This window comes from Amycolatopsis sp. NBC_00345 (assembly GCF_036116635.1).
In the GTDB taxonomy this organism is placed as follows: domain Bacteria; phylum Actinomycetota; class Actinomycetes; order Mycobacteriales; family Pseudonocardiaceae; genus Amycolatopsis.
Window position 1 is genome coordinate 3,221,007 of record NZ_CP107995.1, and the last position, 21,376, is coordinate 3,242,382.

Here is a 21,376-nt window from a genome sequence, read left to right on the forward strand (position 1 = left end):
GTTTGCTTCCGCACACAACATCTACGGATGTCCTTGAAGAACAAGAGGAATCTGAAGTCCTGGCAGAGGCACTTTGTTGCCTACCCCGGGAACACCACATAACCTCACATCCAAGGCCGCTCCGCGCGGAAGGAGCCGACTCGTGTATGCCGAGGAACGGCAGCAGGTGATCCTGGACCGGGCTCGCACCCGGGGCCGGGTCGACGTCGCGGCGCTCGCCGAAGACTTCGCCGTGACCGGTGAGACGATCCGCCGGGACCTGATCATGCTGGAACGCCACGGAGTGCTGCGACGCGTGCACGGTGGCGCGATCCCGGTGGAGCGGCGCGGCTTCGAGCCGGCCGTCTCGACCCGCGAAACCCTGATGCCCCAAGAGAAGGCGCTGATCGCGAAGGCCGCGCTGGCGGAGCTTCCGGCCGAGGGCACCATCATGCTCGACGCCGGCACCACCACCGCGCGGCTCGCCGGCGAGCTGCCGGGCGACCGCGAGCTCACCGTCGTGACCCATTCGGTCGCCATCGCCCTCATGCTCACCGCGCGCCGGAACCTCACCGTGATGCTGGTGGGCGGGCGCCTGCGCAGCCGGACGCTGGCGACGGTCGACGGGTGGGCGCTGCGCGCACTGAGCGAAACCTTCATCGACGTGGCTTTCATGGCGACCAACGGGGTTTCGCCGGAGCACGGCCTCACCACGCCCGACGCGGCGGAGGCGATGGTCAAGCGGGCCGCGATCGCGAGCAGCCGGCGCTGCGTCCTGCTCGCCGACCACACGAAGGTCGGCAACGACTACTTCACCCGGTTCGCCGGCTTGAAGGACATCGACACCTTCATCACCGACGCCGGCGTCGACCGTTCGATAGCGGTCGAGATCGCCGAAGCGGGCCCCCGCGTGATCACCGTCTGAGGCACCGCCCAGCTCGCGAACCCTTGTCCAGCCCCATATCTCGACAGCGGTGGGTGCGCTGGCACAGTTCGGGACCACGAGGCCGCCCCCCGCTACTTGACGTATTCGGTCAGGACCCGCGGCGGCCAGGACCCGACCGCGAAAACGCCCATCGAGTAGGCCTTGGACACCAGGGCGGGCCGGTTCGCCACCTTCAGCTTCCGCAGCAGCGTGCTGACGTGGTACTCCACGCCGCCGCGGCTGAGGTACAGCGTCGCCGCGAGCTGCACCGTCGACACCCCCGAGGCGACGCCTTCCAGGATGCGGGCGTCCATCTCGGTCAGCAGTTTCTTACGACCGCTCAGCAGTTGCGGGTCGTGCTCGGACTTCTCCGGGCGCACGAGCACCATGATGCTGTCGACCTGACCGCCGTGGCGATGCACGGCGATCCCGGTCAGCTCGCCGCTGAACGCCGGCTCGCCCGGCCGCACCGCGACCATCCGCTCGGCGAATCGTGCGCGCCCGCCCTCGGTCAACCGCGCGAACTGCTGCTCCACCCGCTCCCGCACACTCGGATGCAGGAGGTCGTAGAAGCTGTGGCCGCACACCTCGGCGGACGACCGGCCGAACTGGCGGAAGAAGTCCGCGTTGGCCTCCAGCACCCGCGCCCGCGGGTCCAGGCTCGCCAGGCATATCCCCGACCGGTCGAAGAACGAACGAAAGACATCGGTGAAACCGCCAGGCCGACGCCCCGAATCAGCACTGCTCGTTCGATGTGCCAGGCTGGTGGCAGTGTCGATACTCATTCGACGACCATTCCTCTCTGCACTGAACTGAAGATCTGTCGGGCCGGATGAACTCGCCCGATGTTGTTCTTCCACACTATGAGCGCCGACATCAAAGAGAGTCAACATTAGACCAAGCGCAGAACCAAAGACTGTGGTCATAAGCCCTCATGGTTCGGGCCCGGGGGGTGGGGTTCGGTGCGGTTCGGTACCCCCGAAGACCCGCGCCACGCCAGCCCTGCCAAGCTTTGTACCAGGCCTTCTCCAGTTAACAGGAGGACAGCCCGGTGTTCACCGCACGGACAGCCGGCGCGGGCAGGCGCAGGCCGTCCACCGCGGAGGGCGATGCGGCGAATTGCGCTCGCAGCACTCCGCGGGGCACTTAAGATGGATTTAACCTTTGCCACCAAAGGACAGACAAGACAATAAGACAACAGCGGAGTGGAATCCGCCGATAAATGAGGAACTTATCAGGAAGTCGGCCCGGAGGTGAACACGGGCTCCGCACGCAGAATGGCGAACCGTCGATACCGCGCGAAATCTCTCCGATCACGCGGGCTTCACTCGAATACGGCAGTGCCAACTGGGACACCGGCCGTCCGGTTCACTCCCCTCCCGGCCTCGGCTGCACTGAGCACCCGACTGACTCTCGTACGTCACCTGTCGGCCGACGATAGTGAGCTTCATGTTGGTTCGCAAGCCCTGTGCATGGTTTTGCCTTTGTTTGCCCGGCCCCAACACCGACCATGCCCTGAAGTACTCACCCGGATGGCGCAAGCCCGGCCGTCCGGATGGTGGAGAGTTCGACCACCAGCCGATCCGAGAGCCGGGCCGGGCACCGGGCCCGGCGCGGAGGCAGCGGCGTGCCCGGGGCCGCAGGGGGCGTTGATTGCGGGCGTTGACCGGCGACGCCCGGCCTCGAACTGGCCTACCCACAAGGGGAACCCCGCGGGGGGCCGACGGCAGAGCGGCCGCGACGGGTTCCGTGGGGCGGCGTGCCCAGCCGGGCGGCACCCCCGGAAACCAGTCATACCAACGGTTCCTCGTCCGCCCGGTGTACGTTGCGGACATACCGCCGCCAGAGCCGTGAGCCCGCACAGCCGCACAGCCGCACAGCCGCACAGCCGCACAGCCGCACGCGAGAGGCTGACCGGTCGGCTGCCCCGGGTCACCACCAGCGCCCGGACTCTGGTGGTTTCCCCACCCGGCCGAGCGCGAAAGTCTGGTCGTTCCCCGGCCACCGGCCCGCTTTACTCGGCACGAGCGACCGGGCCCGCCCGATGCCGTCCGGCCGCGCGCGCCCTCTCGCGGCATCCCCGACCACCCGAAGGATGATGAAGCGTGATCACCGAGGACATCGATCCAGGCTTGTGGATCCGCCGCTACGCCAAGACGTCCGGCCCGGGCCGGCGGCTGGTCTGCTTCCCGCACGCGGGCGGGTCCGCCAGTTTCTTCCATCCCCTCGCGCAGCGGTTCGCCGCGGACACCGACGTCGTGTCCCTGCAGTACCCCGGGCGGCAGGACCGCCGCCGCGAGCCGCTCATCACCGACATCGGGACCTACGCCGACCGGCTCGCCTCCGTGCTCATGTCGATGCCCGGCCTGCCGACGGTGTTCTTCGGCCACAGTATGGGCGCGGTGCTCGCGTTCGAAGTGGCCCGCCGGCTTCAGGACCGGGAGCCGGCCGTCCCGCGGTCGCTGATCGTGTCCGGGCGGCGGGCGCCGTCGACCTGTCGCGACGAGCAGGTCCACCGGCGCGACGACCAGGGCATCATCGCGGAACTGAAGCTGCTCAACGGAACCGGCGCCCAGTTGTTCGGCGACGACGAGGTGATGCGGATGGCGCTGCCCGCGATCAGGGGTGACTACCGGGCGATCGAAACCTACGCCTGCGCCCCCGGCGCCACCGTGCGCTGCGCGACCACCGTGCTCGTCGGCCGGGCGGACCCCAAAGCCACCCTCGAGGAGTCGGAGGCCTGGCGGGACCACACCACCGGGGATTTCCGGCTGAAGTCCTTCCCCGGCGGCCACTTCTACCTCAGCGAGCACCAGTCCGCCGTGAACGCCGAGATCGCGGCCGAACTCGAAAAAGTTTCACCACTGCCCGGCCAAGCTTGAGGACACCCGGGCGAAGGCCTCGGAGAGATCACTCCGCGCAAGGGCAACACCCCGATCGGTCGAGGCTGCCCCGTTCGGCGCCGGCCGGCAAACCTTCCCTTCCGCACCAGTCCGCAAGTAAACACAGGCGAGAAACCCGGACATACGGGCATTAACCCCCTCTTCGCGGGTTGCAAACCCACATTGCCGTCACTACAGTGCGGAGCGATCCGTTCACTCGAACGAACTATGCCCCACCCGGCCGACCCGCCGGGATACGCAGGGAAGGACGTGATCACGTCACCACCACTGATCAGGTCCGGGCCGTCCCGGCAAGCGGTGCACCCGGGTGTGGCCCGCCCCGATAGCCGCTTTCCGCGTCCCTGTTGGGTTTTTTCCCCGCGTGGACGGCACCTCCCGGAGATCGGAACCCGGCGCGGGAGCGGTGCCGCCGCGTGATCGAGGTCCCGGGCGCCGGAGTCCGGGCAAGCGACGTCCGGCCTGAGCCGAGGTGTTCCCCTTTCGGGCCCGTGGTGCGCCGAGTACCCGCGACCGGCGCCTGCGGCGGTCCGACAATTCCAGGACGGGAGCCGATCATGTCCGAGCCACGGGTGTTCGACCGCCCTGCCCTGACGGTCGTGATCCCGTCCGCGAACCGCGCGGCCCCGGTGCCGCCGAGCCGGCCGGACGGCCTCCCCGGCGAGGTGCTGGTCGAGCGTTCCACCGAAGAACAGGTCATCGGCGACGCCCTCGTCGCCCTGAGCGCGGGGCGTTCGTCGGTCCTGACCCTCACCGGGCGGCCGGGGACCGGCCGCACGACGCTCGTGCGAAGAACCGTGGCACTGGCCAAGCGGTCCGGGATACGGACGCTGCACATGCGGTGCTCGCTCGCCGAGGCGGACGTCCCCTACGGCCTCGTCTCCCAGCTGACTGCCGCGCTGGCGCCGGGCCGCCGCCCGGCACCGTCGGCGCGCTCCGGCGACATCGCCGCCTGTTGTGACGAATTCCTTGCCCTGGCCCGGAAACAGCCCCTGCTGATCGCGGTGGACGACGCCCAGTGGGCCGACCCCGCGTCCCGGTCGTGGATCAGCTCGCTCGTCCGGCGGCTGCACTCCACCCGCGCCGTGCTGGTGTGCGCCATCCGGGGCGACGCGCCCGAGCTCGACGACGAACAAGGCGACGGGCCGTGGCCGGCCGACGGCGGCCAAGTCGTTCCGGCGCACGTGCTGAACTTGGGGCCGCTGGGCATCGCCGGAGTCCGCGGCCTCATCGCCGCCTGCTGTCCCGGCCCGGTCGACGACGAGTTCGCCGAGCACGCGCTGGCCGTCACCGGCGGCCTGCCTGCCGTCCTCAAGGCGACGATGGGCCGGTTCGCCCGGACCGGCCTGCCCGCCACCGCCGACCAGCTGCCCGCCTTGTCCCACCGTGGCGCGGAAGCCACCGGCCAGTACCTCGAAAGCCTCACCCTGGAACTGCCCGCCGACGCCCTCGCCCTGCTGCGCGCGATGGCCGTCGGCGGCGAAGGGCTCGGCTTCGACCTCGTGCGCAGGCTGGCCGAGCCGCGGACCACCTCGACGACGACGTCGCTCGGGCTCCTGGTCAGCCACGGCCTGGCGACCACGTCCGGCGGCCCGCGCCCGGCCACCGCGCAGATCGCGGCGACCGCGCTGGCGGGCATGCCGGCCACCGCCCGCCAGGATCTCTGGACCCGGGCCGCGCACCTCGGGCACCACGCGGCGATCGCCGACGTGGAGCTGGGCCGGCTCCTGCTCGGCACCCCGCCGATCGGCCGGCCCTGGGTGGTCGAAACGCTCTGCCGAGCCGTCGCGAACCATCGCGCCGACGGCCGCCACGCGACCACGCTCGCGCTGCTCCACCGGGCGTTGCGCGAACCGCTGGACGCCGGCCGCCGGCGGCGGCTGCTGGTCGAACTGGCCGCGGCCGAGCTGCGGGACTCGCCGGACGGCAGTGATCGCCGGCTGGAGCAGGTGCTGCTCGACCCGGACGGCGATGCCGACGGTGCGCTCCTCGTCCACGCCGCCGACCTGCTTTTTTCCCGCGGCGACGCCCCGAGCAGCGGCCGGGTGATCACCGCCGTCTGCGCGCGGCCGAACCTCGACCCGGCCGCGCTGGCCCCGCTGATCGCGCTGGGCAAAATGGCCGAAGACGACAGCGTCGGCGAAGCGGCCTTCCCCTCGGATTCGCTGCCGGCGCTGCCCGAGCTGCCCACCGACCCCGTCCAGGCCGCGGTCGTCGCGTGGCAGCTGGCGTGCCGCGGCCGTGACCGGGCCCGCGCGCGGGCGCTGGCCCGGATCGCGCTGAGCCGGGAGGGCAGGCGGGATCGCCCGCTCATCCCGCAGGTGGCCGCGTGCATGGCGCTGATGTACGCCGGCGACGTCGACGAAGCCCGGGCCGGGCTGGACCATGCGCTGGCTGACGCCGGCCGCCGCAACGCGAGGGCGGCGGCGAGCCAGGCGCTCATCGCCCGCGCGGCACTGGCCCGGCAGGAGGGCCGGCTGAACGACGCCGCCGAAGACGCCGTCGCCGCCCGGGCGCGGCTTCCGCTCAGCTGCTGGTCGCCCCGGGCCCGGACCGGTCTGCTCGCGCTCGAAATCGTGCTGAACCTCGAACGCGGACAGCTCGACCTCGCCGCGCGCGCCGCCGCGGTGGAGTTGTTCCCCGACGCCGAACACGGTGTCGGGTGGGCGGCCCTGCTGTGCGCGCGGGGGGCGGTGGACCTCGCCTGCCACAAGCCGGACGCCGCGTTGCGGACCTTCCAGGAGTCCGGCCGCGTCCTGTCGACCAGGCAGTGGCTGAACCCCGCTATCGCGGGCTGGCGGACTCTCGCCGCGACGGCCTACCTCGGGACCGGTCAGCCTGAGGCCGCGCGCCGCCTGGTCGCCGAGGAACTCCGGCTCGCCAAGGAATGGGGCTCGCCCGGAGCGCTCGGTTCGGTCCACCTCGAAGCCTGGCGGGCGCTCGGCGGCACGCAGGTCACGAACGACCTCGAGGAAGCCGTACGGCTGCTGCGCGATTCGCCCCTGCGGTTGAGTTTCGTAGACGCGGCAACCGAATTGGCGGCGCTGCGCATCGGCACCGGCGAGCTCGACGCCGCCGCCGAGCTCCTGGGCAGTGTCCAAAGCGTGGCGACGCTGCATTGGTCGGACCGCCGGCGGGCCAGGGTCGCGGACCTGTCCGGGCTGCTGGCCTCCCGCCGGACCGCGCTCGCCACGGCTTCCCCGGTCCCCCGGCACACGATGCTTTCCCGGCCCGAAGCACAGCTCGCCGGGCTGGCGGCCACCGGCTGGTCCAACGCGGACATCGCGAGATCGTTCTCGGTCACCACGCGCACCGTGGAACTGCGCCTCACCAAGATCTACCGCAAGCTCGACGTCACCGGACGGACCGAGTTGCGCGCGGCGCTCGACCGCGAACCCCGGCAGCACTGAGGCGAACGCAGTGGTCTCCGCGGCCGAACCGGGCAACACTGGTGTTTTGTGGGCGGGCCCTGCGCTTGACTGGATTCCTCCCCAAGCTGCCCTGACCGCCGTCGAATTCCGTGAGGAGTCTGGACCACGTGCTTCTCGAGCGGGAATCCGAAATCGAGTCGGTGGCCGCGTGCCTGCGGCGGGCGCGAGCCGGCCGCGGCCGGCTCGTCGTGATCGGCGGACCGCTCGGAGCGGGCAAGTCCCAGCTGGTCCACGCGGTGCGGGAACGCGCCCTCGGTGAAGGCGTGACGATCCTGCAGGCCAGTTGCGCGCTGTCCGAACGGGATTTCGCCTACGGCCTGGTCCATCAGCTCCTCGATTCGGCGCTGCCGCTCGCGCTTTCCGAGCAACGCGGCCGCGTGTTCTCCGCGGCGACCGAAGACCAGGTGCGGGAGAACCTGCACGAGCTGGTGCGGGAAATGAGCGGGCACAACCCGCTTCTGCTCCTCGTCGACGACGCGCACTGGGCCGACGCCGCTTCGCTCAGCTGGCTGAACCGGCTGACCGAACGGCTCAGCGATCTCTCGGTCGTCGTCGTGATCACCGTGCGCGAGGGCGATCCGCTGAGCGGCCAGTCCGCCCTCCGCGAGCTGGCCGGGGGCGCGGCCAGGAACCTCACTCTCGGGCCATTGTCCGCCGGGGCCACGAAAATCGCGGTCGCCGAGGCGTTCGGTGTGCCCGGCGACGACAGTTTCGTCCGGTCCTGCCACGAAACCTCGGCCGGGCGCCCGCTGTTCCTGATGGCGATCCTGACCGATCTGCGCCTGCTGGGCTACCACCCGATCGCCGAACACGCCGAAGCCGTACGCCTGCTCCTGCCCGCCGCACTGCGCCAGCGCGTCCTGGCCTGCCTGCGGTCGCAGTCCGGCCCGGTCCGGCGATTCGCGCAGGCGCTGGCGGTGCTCGGCGAGCAGGACAGCCGTCAGCTGCTCGGCCCGCTGGCCGGGCTCGAACCGGCCGATTGTGCCGAGGCAGCGGACACGCTGGTCCGGCTCGGGCTGCTGAACCCCGTGCCGCCACACCGCTTCTTCCACCACGCGGTCCGTGACGCGGCCGAGCAGTCGATGCCGGCGGATCAGTGGGCGGTGCTGCACTCGAGGCTCGCCGAGCTGCTGCACGACGGCGGGTCCCCGGCCGAAGACGTCGCCGCGCACCTGGTTCACGCCGATCACCACCCGGCGCCCTGGACCGTCGAGGTGCTGCGGACGGCGGCCCGGTCGGCGGCCGCGCGAGGCGAGGTCGGGCCCGCCACCCGGTATCTCCGGCGCGCCCTGCTGAGCTGCCCGCCCGAAGACGCCGGCCGGGCCGCGCTGCTGGTCGACCTGGCCACCGCGGAACGTCGTTTCGACCCGTTGCTGTCCGCCCAGCACCTGTCCGAAGCGCTGCCCCTGTTCCCCTCCGCGATCGAGCGCTGCAACGCCGCCGTCCGGATCGAGCCGCTGCCCCTCGGCCAGCATCCGGGGCAGGCGCTGGAACTGCTGGAAGGACTGCGGGCCGAGCTCGGCGGCCCGGGCGGGCTGTCCGGCGAATCCCGCGAGATCTCGCTCCGGCTCGAGGCCAGGGTGCGCCACGCCCGCCACCGCGACCCGGCCGAGCTCGCCGATGCCGTCGACCGGCTGGCCGGGCTCGGCGAACACCCGCCGCTCACCACGGTCGGCGAGCGCGAGCTCGTCGGCTCGCTCCTGTTCGCCGTGACGATGTCGGGCACGGGCTCGGCGCGGGTGACCGAACTGGGCGAACGGATCCTCCGGTCCGAACCGGCCGCGCTGGAGCAGGTGCACTCCGTGGCCCCGCTGGTCGTCCGCTCGCTGATCCTCGCCGACGCGCTGGAGCCGGCCGCCACCTGGCTGGACCTCGTCTCCGTCGGGGAACGCCGGGCCGGCGCACCGGCGACCCGCGTGTTCGTCACCGTGCAGCGGGCACTGATCGCCGTGCGCCGGGGGGAGCCCGAAGAGGCCGCCGGTCTCGCCGGGCTGGCGCTGGATCTGGCGAACCCCGCGTTCCCCATCGCGGCGGAAGGCTGCACGCACGCGCTGGTGCTCGCCGCGATGGGCACCGGTGACGCCGCGACGGCCGCGCGGCTGCTGGGCCGCTGCCGCGAATACGACACCAGTGGCGCGTCGTGGCTGGGCAAGCTGGTCCGCGGCGGGCTCGCCGCGACGGCCGGGAACCATCCCGTCGCACTGGAGTACTTCCACGCCTGCGGCCGGGAACTCGACGCCGCCGGGTGGCGCAACCCCGAGCTGGTGCCGTGGCGCAGCTGGGCGGCGCTGCTGCACCACCGGCTCGGCCAGCAGGCCGCCGCCGAGGAGCTGATCGAGGAGGAGCACACCCGCGCAGTCGAGTGGGGCACGCCGCAGGGCCAGGGCCGCGCGCTCCGGGTGTGGGGCACCATCACCGGCGGCGCCGGCGGGATCGAGCTGCTCCGCCGGTCGGCCGCCGTGCTCAGCGGTTCGGTCAACCGGCTGGAACGGGAGAAAACGGCTCTGCTGCTGAGAAAAGCCACCGAGCGGCCGGACCCGGCCGTGCCCCGCCACCGGCCCGGCCCCGACCTCGACGAGCAGTGGTTCCTCCCGGCTACGGGCGCGGCGCCCCGGGCGGCGACGGCCGGCGGCGAGCTGACCGGCTCCGAGCGCAGGATCGCCGAGCTCGCCGCGAGCGGGTTGACCAACCAGCTGATCGCCGAGGAGGTCGACGTCACCGTGCGCACGGTGGAGAAGCACCTCACCAGCGTCTACCGCAAGCTCGGGGTGCCCGGCCGCGGCGCGTTGCCGGCCGCGATGGACCAGCTGCCGCCGTCGTCCACAGTGGACTGATCAGCCGGTCCGCAGCAGGCGCCCGCCGTCGATCCGGGCGCGGACGCGAACGGACTCCGGGCGGATGTCACCGGGGCGTGGCATCGTGCTTCCCGGCAGCGACACCGCCGCCGCGCCCCACGCCACCCCCTGGCGCAGCGCGGAAACCCCGTGCGCCCCGGCCGCGAGGAAACCGGCGAGCGTCGCGTCGCCGGCGCCGACGGTACTGCGGACGACGGCGGGCGCCTCCGCGTGCCACATGCCATCGACGTCGACCAGGAGCGCGCCGTCCCCGCCGAGGCTGGCCAGCACCGTGCCCACGCCGAGGTCACGGAGTTCGCGGGCGGCCTCGCCGGTGTCGGCGACCGTGGGCAGCTTCCGGCCGACGACCTCTTCCAGCTCCTCGAGGTTCGGCTTGATCAGCGCGGGCCCCGCGGCGATCGCCTCACGCAGAGCGGGGCCGCTGGTGTCCACCGCGACCCGGATCCCGCGACCGGACAGGCTGCGGACCACCTCGCCGTAGAACCCGGGGGCGATACCGGGCGGCAGGCTGCCGGCCAGCACCACCCACGAGGCGTCGGCGACGTTCCCGAGGATCACCGCGAGCAGGTCGCCGACCTCGATCTCACTGAACGCGGCACCGGGCTCGTTGAGCTTGGTGACCGTCGCGTCGGGCTCGACCACGCTGACGTTGATCCGCACCGGACCGGCGGAGGCGACCTGACGGACATCGATGTCATAGTCCGTGAGCAGGGCGATCAGCTGCTGTCCCTCGACCCCGCCCGCCGGGATGATCGCGCGCGCCGGGATGCCGTTGGACACCAGGGCCCGCGCGACGTTGACCCCTTTGCCGCCGGGCTGGACGTGCACGGCGGAGATGCGGTTCACGTGCCCCCGCACCAGCCCGGCCACCTCGAGGGTCCGATCGAGGCTGGGGTTCGCGGTCACGGTGACGATCACTTCGTACCCCCGGTCGGGATGTCCTTCGACGCCTCGGCACGGCCAGTGGTGCGGGCTTGGCTTTCCTCGATATTGTAGGTGATTTTGCATGGGTTTACGTTGTTTTTCAAGCGCCGGGAGCGATTTCCTGCACTAAAGACCCTCCGTAGCCCCTCCGTCGCCACCATGTTGCCATCAGGCAAAAAACCACATAAACTCACACAACCGAACCGTGGGGCCGGAGGTGGCGGAGATGTACGCCGAAGAACGACAGCAGGTGATCCTCGAACGCGCCCGGGCCAAGGGCCGGGTCGACGTGACGGCGCTGGCGGACGAGTTCACCGTCACCACGGAAACGATCCGCCGGGACCTCACCGTCCTGGAACGCCACGGGGTGCTCCGGCGCGTCCACGGCGGGGCCATCCCGGTGGAGCGGCTCGGCTTCGAGCCGGCCTTGGCCGCCCGTGAAGGCGTGATGACCGCCGAAAAGGAGCGCATCGCCAAGGCCGCGCTGGCGGAGCTCCCCGACGAGGGCACCATCCTGCTCGACGCCGGCACGACCACCGCGCGCCTGGCCGAGATCCTGCCGGCCGACCGCGAGCTCACCGTGGTCACCCACTCCGTCAGCATCGCGCTGACCCTGTCCACCCGGCCCAACCTGACCGTCATGCTGGTCGGCGGCCGGCTGCGCAGCCGCACCCTCGCCTCGGTCGACGCGTGGGCCCTCCAGTCCCTTCAGGACACTTTCGTCGAAGTCGCCTTCATGGCGTCCAACGGCTTGTCGGTCGACCGTGGCCTGACCACCCCCGACTCCGCCGAGGCGATGGTCAAGCGCGCCGCCATCGCCAGCGCGCGACGCACCGTGCTGCTCGCGGACCACACGAAGGTCGGCAACGACCACTTCGCCCGCTTCGCCAACCTCAGCGACATCGACACGTTCATCACCGACACCGGCATCGACGCCGCTGTCGGCGCCGAGATCGCCGCCGCCGGCCCCATTCTCATCACCGCTTGAGCGCCACCCGACACCGGCGATCCGCCGCCGGGTAGAACCGTCCTCATCGGACCGATCACCGCGTTTCACCGGTTCCGCCGACGTCGCCACGGCGGGCCGGATCCCCGCGCGCCCGGACGGCGCGGCCGCCGGCTTCCCCAGGATATTGGTGCTTTTCCCACCCTTTCCCCGGAAGCTTTGACAGCCCCTCCACGGCACTGCGATGTTCGAAAGCGACCGACGTTACGTCGCCCCTTTTGTTATGGAGCCGGAAAATGCCCAGTTCTGCCGAGGACCCGCCCAGCTTGGCCACGCTGTCCGCGCCGGTGCTCCAGCCCGCCCCGGACTGGCGGTCGCTGCAAGAATCCCGTGCGGTCGTAAGGGTCCGGACCTACGCCGATGACGACGCGTGGCTGATCACCCGGTACGCCGAAATCAAGGACCTGCTGACGGGCGCGAAGCTCGGGCGGGCGCATCCGGATCCGCCGAACGCGCCCCAGTTCATCGACTCCCCGATCCTCGACGAGGCCACCGGCCAGACCGACTACGCGAACGAGATCGCCGACCACCGCCTGATGCGGTCGGTGCTCACGCCGCACTTCTCCCGCTCGCGGATGGCCGAGCTCGAACCCCGCGTCGCAGGGATCGTCGACGAACTGGTGGCCGATCTGGCGTCCCACGGCCCGCCGGCCGATCTGCTGGAGCTGTTCGCGAACCCCGTGTCGATGGCCGTCGTGTGCGAGATGATCGGCATTCCCGCCGAAGAGCGCGACCAGGTGGGGCAGCTGCTCGCCGAGGTGAGCATGCTCGGCGGTGACACCGACGGGCTCGGCCCGCTCGCGGCCGCGCTCGGGCGGCTGATCACCCTCCGGCGGCAGGAGCCGCGCGACGACCTCATTTCCGGCGCCTGTGCCGCCGGGCTGCCCGATGACGAGATCGCCGACCTGGTCGCCGGGGTGATCTTCGGGTCCCGCGGCGTCGTGAACCATCTCGCCTTCGGTGTCGCGCGGCTGTGCAGCGACGACCAGCTCCGCGCCGCGGTGACCGCGGATCCCGGGCTGATGCCCGCCGCCGTCGAGGAACTGCTACGCACCGCCAGCGCGGGCGGCGTGATCATGCCGCACTACGCGCGGCAGGACCTCGACGTCGACGGAGTCCGCATCCGGACCGGTGATCTGGTGCTGCTCGACCTGGCGCTGGCGAACACCGATCTGCGCGCCTTCGACGAGCCCGACCGGATCGACCTCACCCGCCCGTCGAACCCGCACCTGACCTTTTCGCACGGCATGTGGCACTGCGTCGGCGCGCCGCTCGCGCGGATGGAGCTGCGGCTGGCGTTTTCCGCGCTGCTACGGCGTTTCCCCGGTCTGCGCCTGGTTCGGCCGGTGTCGGAGCTCATCGCGCCGGACGACGAACTCGCGGCCGGGCTGACAGAACTGCTCGTCGCGTGGTGAGCCGAGGCGCGAAACACTAGAGGTTTCACCGTTCGCCTTCTGCGAGGGTCAGTGGCGGGCGTACTCCGCGCCTGCCCTCGAAGGGAGTGGGTAACATGTGCGGTATCACCGGGTGGCTGTCCTTTCAGCGGGACCTGAGGACCGACCGGGCAGCGGTGGACGCCATGACCCGCACGATGGTCTGCCGCGGCCCCGACGCCGAAGGTGTCTGGGTGGACCAGCACATCGCGCTCGGCCACCGCCGGCTGGCGGTGATCGACCTCGACGGTGGCGCGCAGCCGATGACCGTCGAGACACCGCACGGACCCGTGGCGATGACCTACAGCGGCGAGGCCTACAACTTCACCGAGTTGCGCGAAGAACTGCGCGGGCGGGGCCATCGGTTCCGGACCGCGAGCGACACGGAGGTCGTGCTGCGCGCCTATCTCGAGTGGGGCGAGGCCGTCGTCGACCGGCTCGACGGCATGTACGCGTTCGCGATCTGGGACTCCCGTGACGAGAAACTGGTCCTGGTCCGGGACCGGCTGGGCATCAAGCCGTTCTTCTTCCACCCCACCGACGACGGCGTGCTCTTCGGCTCGGAGCCGAAGGCGATCCTGGCCCACCCGATGGTGAAGCGGGTGATCAAGACCGACGGGCTCCGCGAGATGCTGAACGGCTGGAACACCCCCGGGGTCGCGATCTGGGCCGGGATGCGGGAGGTCCGCCCGGGCGGCCTGGTCGTGGTCGACCACTCCGGCGTGCGTGAGCGGACTTACTGGACCCTCGAGCCGCACGAGCACACCGACGACCTCGACACGACCATCGCGAACACCCGTGATCTGTTCGACGACATAGTGGGACATCAGCTCGTCGCGGACGTGCAGCAGTGCGTCCTGCTGTCCGGCGGGCTGGATTCCAGTTCCCTCACCGTCGTGGCGGCCCGGCAGCTGGCCGCCCAGGGCGAGCGGGTGCACACGTACTCCGTGGACTTCGTCGGCCGCAACGAATCCTTCCGGCCCGACCTGATGCGGGCCACCCCCGACTCGCCGTTCGTCCACGCCGTCGCCGGCCACATCGGCTCGGTCCATCAGGACATCGTGCTGCCGTACACCTCCATGGCCGATTGGGAGAACCGCAGGGCGGTCATCGCGGCGCGCGATTTCCCGGTCGGCATGGCGGACGTCGATGTGCCGCTGTACATGTTGTTCAAGGCCATCCGGGAGCACTCCACGGTCGCGCTGTCCGGCGAGGGCGCGGACGAGGTGTTCGCCGGGTACCCGTGGTTCCACATCCCCGAGTTCGCGGACGCCGACGTCTACCCGTGGATGGTCCCGGTCCTGGCCGCCTGGGACGATGCGAACGCGACGGGCTCGATGAATCCGGACCTGGTGGCCGCGCTCGACCTGGAGTCCTACTTCAAGGACTCCTACCGCGACGCGGCGGCCGCGGTCGAGTCGCTGCCCGGGGAAGACGAGCACGAGCGCCGGATGCGGATCATGTGCCACCTGCACCTCACCCGGTTCCTGCCCATGCTGCTCGACCGCAAGGACCGGATCAGCATGGCGGTCGGCCTGGAGGTGCGGGTGCCGTACTGCGATCACCGCCTGGTGGACTACGTCTACAACGCCCCCTGGGCGATGAAGACCTTCGACGGCCGCGAAAAGAGCCTTCTTCGCGCGGCGGCGGGCGAGCTGCTGCCGGGCTCGGTCCGGGACCGGGTGAAGAGCCCGTTCCCGGCCACCCAGGACGACCGCTACGCCGGCGAGCTCCAGCAGATGGCCAAGGAACTGGTCCACGACGCGGACCACCCCGTCTTCCAGTTCGCGAACCGCGCCTGGATGGACGAGGTCGTGCGGATGGACCCGGCGGAGATCCCGGACAGCACCCGCGAAGCCCTCGACCGCACGATCGACATCGCGACGTGGGTCGACATCTATCAGCCGGAGATCCAGCTCGACTGAGACCCCGCGGGCCCCGGCCGGAAGGCGGTGCTGCCTGCGGTGGGCCCGGACCCGAGTCCGTCAAGGACTCCTTACCCGCGTCGGACGCGGGTAAGGAGTCCTTGACGGCCCTTCACCCAGCTCCCGTCGTCCGGCCCGCCCTAGCCCGGCGAGGCCGGTGCGTCGTGGGCGGCGCCGAGTGAGTCGACCAGCCCGGCCCGGCCGTCGACACCCAGCTTCCGGTACGAATTCGTCAGGTGCTTTTCCACCGCGCGCCGCGACACTCCGAGCTGCTCCGCGATTTCCGCGTTGGTCAGGCTGCGCAGCGCCATCCCCGCCACGGTGTTCTCGGCCGGGGTCAGCGCCGCCCGCCCCCCGGTCGCGGGCCCTGGCGACGGTCCGTTGTCGGGTGCCCCCACGTCTTCGGCCGGCTCGCTCATCCCGCAGGCCTTGGCCAGTTCCTGGCCCTGCCAAAGGTGTTTCGGCCCGTCCGGCGCACCGGCATCGACCAGCCGGCGGCCGAGGGTGACCAGCGCCTTGGCCAGTTCGAGCCGGTCCGCCGACCGCCCGAGGACCTCGACGGACTCGCGCAGCAGGCTGATCCCCCCGCCGCCGGGGGTGACCATCCCCCGGATCCGCAGCGCTTGGCCCACCGTGGACGGCGCTCCCCACGATTCGGCGAGGGCCTGGTGTTCTTCGGCCAGCGCCACCGCCTCCGGGCCACGGTCCAGCCGGTGCTGGGCCATCGCGGCGCCGGCTCGCCAGCCGTACAACGCGGGGTTGGACCAGCCGATGCGCTCCAGCTGCCGCCCGCATCCGGCGAAGTGGTCCAGACCGATCTCCGGCCGGCCGTGCGAAAGGGCCAGGAAGCCTTGCAGCAGCCGCAAAACCGCGCTGCCACGCGCGTCCGCCTGGTCGTATTGCCGCGCCGCGAGCACCTGTTCCCCCAGCGCCGTGTCGGCCGTCGTGATCGCGACGGACGCCTGCGCGATCATCACCGGCCCGGTGGTCTCCTCGCCGTCGGCCTCGGCCTGCTCGGCCGCCCGGGCGGCGCTCGCGCGGGCTTCGGCCGCCTGCCCGGTGGCCAGGAAGACCAGGGCCCGCTCGGCCTCGATCAGCGACTCGGCCGCGACCGCCTGCTGACGTTGGGCCTGCGCCAGCGCGAGGTCGAGCCAGCCGGCCACGTCCCCGGTCGAATCCGTCGCGACCAGGATCGGCACCAGGCAGGCCAGCGCCGTGGAGACGTGCGTGAAAGAGGCCGGTTCCCGCTCGAGGATCCGGTGCCCCAGCCAGGACGCCTCGGCCGCGGGCAGCGCCGCGGAAACCGTGCCCGCGTGAAGGAGCACAACGGCCTGTTCGCGCTCGGCGCCGGTCGACAGCGGCAGGTCCCGGCCGTGTCCCAGCAGCAGCCCGGTCGCGACGGAGACCTCCCGGGGGCTTTCCAGCCGCGTGTAACGCAGGCGCGCGGCGAGCCGTACCGCGGTCTCCCGGGTCGGCCCGCCGGCGCGCGCCGGGTCGCCGAGCTCGGCCGCGACCTCGGTGACGATCCGGGCGACCGGCGGGCTGGCCCGGATCGTCGCCGGCGAGATCAGCGCCGCCGCGGCCGCGCGTTCGCCGAGTGTGCCCAGCGACGGCATGGCCTGGCACAGATGCCGGACCGACCACGCCGAGTCGAACGCCCGCTCCGCGACGGCCAGCCCGACGAGCAGCGCGGCCCGCTCGGCGGTATCACCGGAGACGGTGAGCAGCGCCCGGCGCAGGTAGCGCGCGGCGTCCTTCGGGCTGCCGCGCCGCAGGCTCATCTCCGCGCCCTGGCGCAGGACGTCGATCTCCCAGCGGTCCAGCTCCCCCGCCATCGCCCGCACGTGGTCGGCCGCGACCTCGGCCGAGGCCCCGGCGGCGTGCAGCGCGCGGGCCGCCGCCCGATGCAGCCGGTCGTGCCGATCGGTCGGCAGGGAGCTCGCGACGGCCTGCCCGAGGCCGCGGCTCACGAACCGCGGCGGCCTCCCCCCGGTCGTCAAGCCGAGACCCTCCAGCGTCAGCAACGCCTCCTCGACCTCGGCGGAGCCGAGCCCGGTGAGCCGGCCGAGCAGGTCCGCCTCGGCCTGGTCCCCGAGCACGACCATCGCCCCGGCCAGTTCGCGCGCCGGGCCGGGGGCTTCCTCCAGCCGCGCCAGCCGCGGCGCCAGCAGCACTTCCTCGCTCAGCGGACGGACCTGGCCCGCGGCGGCCGTCCACGGCCGGACCCCGGCCGCGGCGAGGCCGCCCATCAGCACGGTCAGCAGCTCCGGGTTCCCGTCCGTGGCCTGCCGGCACGCGGCCGCGAACTCGGGATCGCAGGTTTCCCGGAGCCGGCCGGTGACGAACCGCGCGGTGCCGCCCAGCGAGAGGTTCGCCGCGCCCACGTCGTAGGTCGCGGCCGTGAGCCCCCCTCGGAGCGCCGGGCCCGAGTCGTGCCCGTGGGCGCCGGCTGTGCCGGCGAACACCACCGGCAGTCCGTCCAAGTGCTTGCCCAGCCGGCCGAGCAGCTCCACGGATTCCGGGTCGCCCCAGTGCAAGTCGTCGATCAGCAGCAGCGTGACGTGGTCGTCGTCGAGGGTTTCCAGCAGCGAGTCCAGCCCGATCCGCTCGTCCCGCTCGGGCAGCCGGGCCCCGAAGAGCTGGCGCACGATCCCGAACGGGAAGGTCCGTTCCGCCTCGGCGCCCACGGCCCGCAGCACCCGGGTCCCCGGCGAAGCCACCGCCATCCGGGCGAGTGCGTCCAGCAGCGCGGTCTTCCCGGATCCCCGCGGACCGCTGATCAGGACCACCGAGCCGGACCCGGCCTGTGCCTCGCCGAACGCCCGGCTCAGCACCGCCAGCTCGGCTTCCCGTTCCAGCATGGCCGCCTCAGCCTTCCGCCGGGGCTCTGCCGGACTCGAACAACGGCGCCAGCTCGGCCCGGCTCACCACGCCCAGTTTCCGGTAGACACTGGTCAGGTGGAGCTCCACGGTGCGCAGGCTGATCGACAGCTCATCGGCGATCTCGGCGTTGCTCGCCCCGCGCGCGACGATTCCGGCGACTTTCCGCTCCCGTCCGGTGAGCAGGTCGACCCGGTCGCCGACGACCCGCGACATCCGGCCGCCGGCGGCGACGAGAAGATCCCGCGCGGTCTTCGCCGACGCCCAGCCGCCGCGCTGGACCGAAAGGTCGACGGAACGGCGGAGGTGCTCCCGGGCCGCGACCGGGTCCTCGGCCCGGAGCAACGCCATGCCGAGCAGCGCTTCGGCCCGCGCGTGATCGGATTTCGCCGCGGTGCCGGTCAGCAGTTCGGTGGCCTCGGTGAGCGCGTCGAGCGCCTGCGGGCCGCGGATGACGGTCCCCTTGGCCATCAACACGAGTGCGGACGCCCGCGCGGTGCCCCAGCGCTTCGCCAGCTCTTCGCCCCGTTCGACGAGCGCCGCGGCCTCGCCCGCCCGTCCCATCCGGGCCAGCAGGCTGGCCGCGTGCAGCCACCACGGGGCGTACACCGGATTCCTGATCCCGCCTTCGTCGAGGAGCTCGCCGCAGCGCAGGGCGCAGGCCAGCGCCGTGTCCAGATCCTGACGGAACCACGCCACCGCCGACTTCGCCAGCAGGAAGTAGTGCTCGTCCGGTGAAACGCCGTGACGGTGGGCCGCTTCGAGCGCCTCCTCCGCCCCGTCGACGTCACCCTGGTTGAACAGCACCAGCGCCTGGACCGGCCGGTGCAGCGTCACCTCGGCGCCCCACGGCGCGCGGTCGGTGACCTCGACGGCGTCGGTGACCGCGAGCGCGGCCTCGGTGATCTCCCCCGCGCTCGCCAGGATCCAGGCCTTCGTGGTCAACGCGAGCAGCTCGGTCCACGGTGCCCGGCGCCGCACGCCGCCCCGGTGGGCCTTGCCGACCCCGGCGATCGCCTCGTCGAATTCGTCCGCGAGGAACAGCACGACCGAGGCGGCCGACGCGGTCCAGCCCGTCCTCGGCTGCGGACCGCTCAACGCCCGGCGCGCGAGATCGGCCGCGATGGTCGCGGAGGTCCCGCGCATCGTGGCCAGCAAGGCCTGCGCCACCAGCGCCTGACGCTCGGCGGGGGTGTCACCGGGCACGTCGAGGGGGCGCTCACGGAGCACGGCGGCCGGGGCGGGCTGCCTCAGCCGGACCAATGCCTCCAGCCGCACGCGGGCCTCGAACTCCTCTGCCGTCTCCGCTCCGTCTCCGGTTCCCAGCGCCACCAGTGCCTCGGAGAGAACGGCCGGTCGCGGCCGGACCCCCGGCACGGTCAGGGAGATCGCGGCGAGCAGCTCGGCGACCACCGCCCGGGCGTGGGGCTCCATGACCCGCGGCAGGACTTCTTCGAGCAGGGGCGCGGCCCGCCAGGGGTCGACTTCGACCAGTGCCGCGGCGAGGTCGATCCGCTCGTCCGTGCCCTCGGCATCGGTCTCGACCAGCCGGGCCAGGCAGCGCAGCACGAACCCGGAGTTCCAGCCGAAGCCGCCCGCCCGCGCGAGCAGCTCGCGCATCCAGGGCTCGTCCAGCGTGTCCAGGGCGAGGAGCTGATCGGCGACGCGCCACGGCGGCGCCCCCGCGTCGTTGAGGATGCGCGCCGCACGCCGTCTCAGATCCGCTCGCTCGTCCTCGCCGAGTTCGTCGAGCACGGCCGAGAGGACGTCGAGCCGACGGTCCTCGTCACCGCTTCCGGGAACGGCATAGCCCTTCAGCAGATCGAAAGCGGCGACGACAGCCGGGACCGGCAGGGCCGCGAGACTCGACACCAGATCCGCGTCGAAAGCCTTGAGCACCGCCGCCGCGCACGCGACCCGCCGCAGTGGTTCGGGCCACCGGGCCAGTCGCTCCCGCACCGCGACGCGGACCAGGCCGCGGCTGAGCTCGGCGACGCGGAGCGCCCCCGCCTCGTCCGGTCGCCCGCCTTGCTCCCGGACCGCGCCGAGCAGCCGGAGCAGGAATCGCGGGTTGCCTTCGGAGGCCTTGGCACAGGCCAGGGCGAAGTCCGGTGCCGGTGACCGGTGCAGCTCCCGGCGGATCACCTCGGCGACCTCGGCTTGACCGAGCGGAGCCGGTTCGATCACCCGCGCGCGACCCGCGGCGGCGACCCCGGCCAGCCGCCGGTCGTACGGGACGGGACCGTCGGCGCACTCGGCCAGCACCACCAGCAACGGCAGCTCCGCACCCCGGCGCAGCAGGAATTCGAGCCACCGCAAGGACTTGTCGTCGCACGAGTCGGCGTTGTCCAGCACCAGCACGAGCGGGGCTTCACGGACCAGGTCGAGCGCGACCCGGCTGAGCTCCCGCAACGCCCGGTGCTCGTCGTCCGGCAGCGGGTGCCCGGGACCGAGCCCCAGCAGGCTCCGGGCCGTCGCGTAGGGGGCCCGGTCGCCGGAGGCCCGCAGCACGGTTCCTTCGTCGCCGATCCGGCCCAGCACCGCGGTTTTCCCGATCCCCGAGGGACCCCGCACGATGACCAGCCGCGCCGAACCCGCCCGCGCGGCCGTGCCCGAGGCGGCCAGTGCCGCGAGTTCCGCCGACCGTCCGACCAGGCCCGGGCCGGCTTCCGTGAGATGACGCGACACGACAGCCCTCCGTCCCGCCGGTACGCTCGGTCTACCAGCAAGAAGTGGGCGGAAAACCAAACTCGGCGCCAAGAGGCAAGGACCTTGCACTGATGTACACGGCCCCGGACCGGGCGCTGGACTACGATCTGCGATGCGGTTTTTGTCCGCTTAGCCGCGTTTACCCGGCGTAACGCCTTCCGTCGCAGGTGTCCGCAATGGACCGTCGGGCCGGGTCAGGATTCCATCGCCTCGATCAGCGACTTCGGCCGCAGGTCGGTCCAGTTCTGTTCGACGTGGTCAAGGCACTCCTGACGGGCGGCGGGGCCGAAGGCCGTGGTCCAGCCGGCCGGGACGGCGACGAACTCGGGCCACAGGCTGTGCTGGCCCTCGTCGTTGACCAGGACCAGGTAGCTGCCATCGGGGTTCTCAAAGGGGTTGGTCATTCTTC

The 21,376-nt window shown here is 72.0% G+C and carries 12 protein-coding genes; 7 read left to right on the plus strand and 5 right to left on the minus strand.

Annotated features, from left to right (window positions below; genetic code table 11):
* Nucleotides 1-142: 142 nt before the first annotated feature.
* A complete protein-coding gene (locus OG943_RS14065) occupies nt 143-904 on the plus strand; it encodes a DeoR/GlpR family DNA-binding transcription regulator (RefSeq protein WP_328610198.1) in 762 nt (253 codons plus the stop codon).
* 92 nt (nt 905-996) lie between these two features.
* Here OG943_RS14065 and OG943_RS14070 read toward each other — a convergent pair whose 3' ends face one another.
* Nucleotides 997-1,689, minus strand: a complete 693-nt coding sequence (locus OG943_RS14070) for a helix-turn-helix transcriptional regulator (protein WP_328610199.1) — start codon at nt 1,687-1,689, stop codon at nt 997-999.
* Nucleotides 1,690-3,009: 1,320 nt separating this feature from the next.
* On the opposite strand from OG943_RS14070, the gene OG943_RS14075 reads away from it, so the two are divergent.
* From OG943_RS14075 to OG943_RS14085, 3 genes are all read left to right on the plus strand, one after another.
* Nucleotides 3,010-3,786, plus strand: coding sequence for a thioesterase II family protein (locus OG943_RS14075; protein WP_328610200.1), 777 nt, complete (start codon nt 3,010-3,012; stop codon nt 3,784-3,786).
* Nucleotides 3,787-4,361: 575 nt separating this feature from the next.
* A complete protein-coding gene (locus OG943_RS14080; protein WP_328610201.1) occupies nt 4,362-7,214 on the plus strand; it encodes an AAA family ATPase in 2,853 nt (950 codons plus the stop codon).
* Between the two features lie 128 nt (nt 7,215-7,342).
* Nucleotides 7,343-10,069 carry an AAA family ATPase gene (locus OG943_RS14085; protein ID WP_328610202.1) on the plus strand — a complete coding sequence of 909 codons (2,727 nt, stop codon included), beginning with the start codon at nt 7,343-7,345 and terminating at the stop codon, nt 10,067-10,069.
* Here OG943_RS14085 and pfkB read toward each other — a convergent pair whose 3' ends face one another.
* Nucleotides 10,070-11,008 (minus strand): 1-phosphofructokinase, encoded by a 939-nt coding sequence (pfkB, locus tag OG943_RS14090; protein ID WP_328610203.1) that lies wholly within the window; start codon nt 11,006-11,008, stop codon nt 10,070-10,072.
* A gap of 232 nt (nt 11,009-11,240) precedes the next feature.
* On the opposite strand from pfkB, the gene OG943_RS14095 reads away from it, so the two are divergent.
* The 3 genes from OG943_RS14095 (at nt 11,241) to asnB (ending at nt 15,378) form a co-directional block, all read left to right on the plus strand.
* Nucleotides 11,241-12,002, plus strand: a complete 762-nt coding sequence (locus OG943_RS14095; protein ID WP_328610204.1) for a DeoR/GlpR family DNA-binding transcription regulator — start codon at nt 11,241-11,243, stop codon at nt 12,000-12,002.
* A 254-nt stretch (nt 12,003-12,256) separates the two neighbouring features.
* The gene (locus OG943_RS14100) at nt 12,257-13,435 is read left to right on the plus strand and encodes a cytochrome P450 (RefSeq protein WP_328610205.1); all 1,179 of its coding nucleotides are present in this window, start codon (nt 12,257-12,259) and stop codon (nt 13,433-13,435) included.
* A 95-nt stretch (nt 13,436-13,530) separates the two neighbouring features.
* Nucleotides 13,531-15,378 (plus strand): asparagine synthase (glutamine-hydrolyzing), encoded by a 1,848-nt coding sequence (asnB, locus tag OG943_RS14105; RefSeq protein WP_328610206.1) that lies wholly within the window; start codon nt 13,531-13,533, stop codon nt 15,376-15,378.
* A 140-nt stretch (nt 15,379-15,518) separates the two neighbouring features.
* Here the strand turns inward: asnB and OG943_RS14110 are convergent, their stop codons facing one another.
* From OG943_RS14110 to OG943_RS14120, 3 genes are all read right to left on the minus strand, one after another.
* Nucleotides 15,519-18,239, minus strand: coding sequence for an AAA family ATPase (locus tag OG943_RS14110; RefSeq protein ID WP_328610207.1), 2,721 nt, complete (start codon nt 18,237-18,239; stop codon nt 15,519-15,521).
* A 7-nt stretch (nt 18,240-18,246) separates the two neighbouring features.
* Nucleotides 18,247-20,946: a helix-turn-helix transcriptional regulator gene (locus OG943_RS14115; protein WP_328610208.1), complete on the minus strand. Its 2,700-nt coding sequence runs from the start codon at nt 20,944-20,946 to the stop codon at nt 18,247-18,249.
* Between the two features lie 215 nt (nt 20,947-21,161).
* Entirely contained in the window at nt 21,162-21,371 is a 210-nt protein-coding gene (locus tag OG943_RS14120; protein ID WP_328610209.1) for an MbtH family protein, read from the minus strand.
* Nucleotides 21,372-21,376 lie beyond the last annotated feature (5 nt).

Bases quoted from the DNA above. Each gene is read 5' to 3' on its own strand.
- OG943_RS14070 (WP_328610199.1), bottom strand. From the start codon at position 1,689: ATGAGTATCGACACTGCCACCAGCCTGGCACATCGAACGAGCAGTGCT.
- asnB (WP_328610206.1), top strand. From the start codon at position 13,531: ATGTGCGGTATCACCGGGTGGCTGTCCTTTCAGCGGGACCTGAGGACC.
- OG943_RS14080 (WP_328610201.1), top strand. From the start codon at position 4,362: ATGTCCGAGCCACGGGTGTTCGACCGCCCTGCCCTGACGGTCGTGATC.
- OG943_RS14100 (WP_328610205.1), top strand. From the start codon at position 12,257: ATGCCCAGTTCTGCCGAGGACCCGCCCAGCTTGGCCACGCTGTCCGCG.
- OG943_RS14095 (WP_328610204.1), top strand. From the start codon at position 11,241: ATGTACGCCGAAGAACGACAGCAGGTGATCCTCGAACGCGCCCGGGCC.
- OG943_RS14110 (WP_328610207.1), bottom strand. From the start codon at position 18,239: ATGCTGGAACGGGAAGCCGAGCTGGCGGTGCTGAGCCGGGCGTTCGGC.
- OG943_RS14120 (WP_328610209.1), bottom strand. From the start codon at position 21,371: ATGACCAACCCCTTTGAGAACCCCGATGGCAGCTACCTGGTCCTGGTC.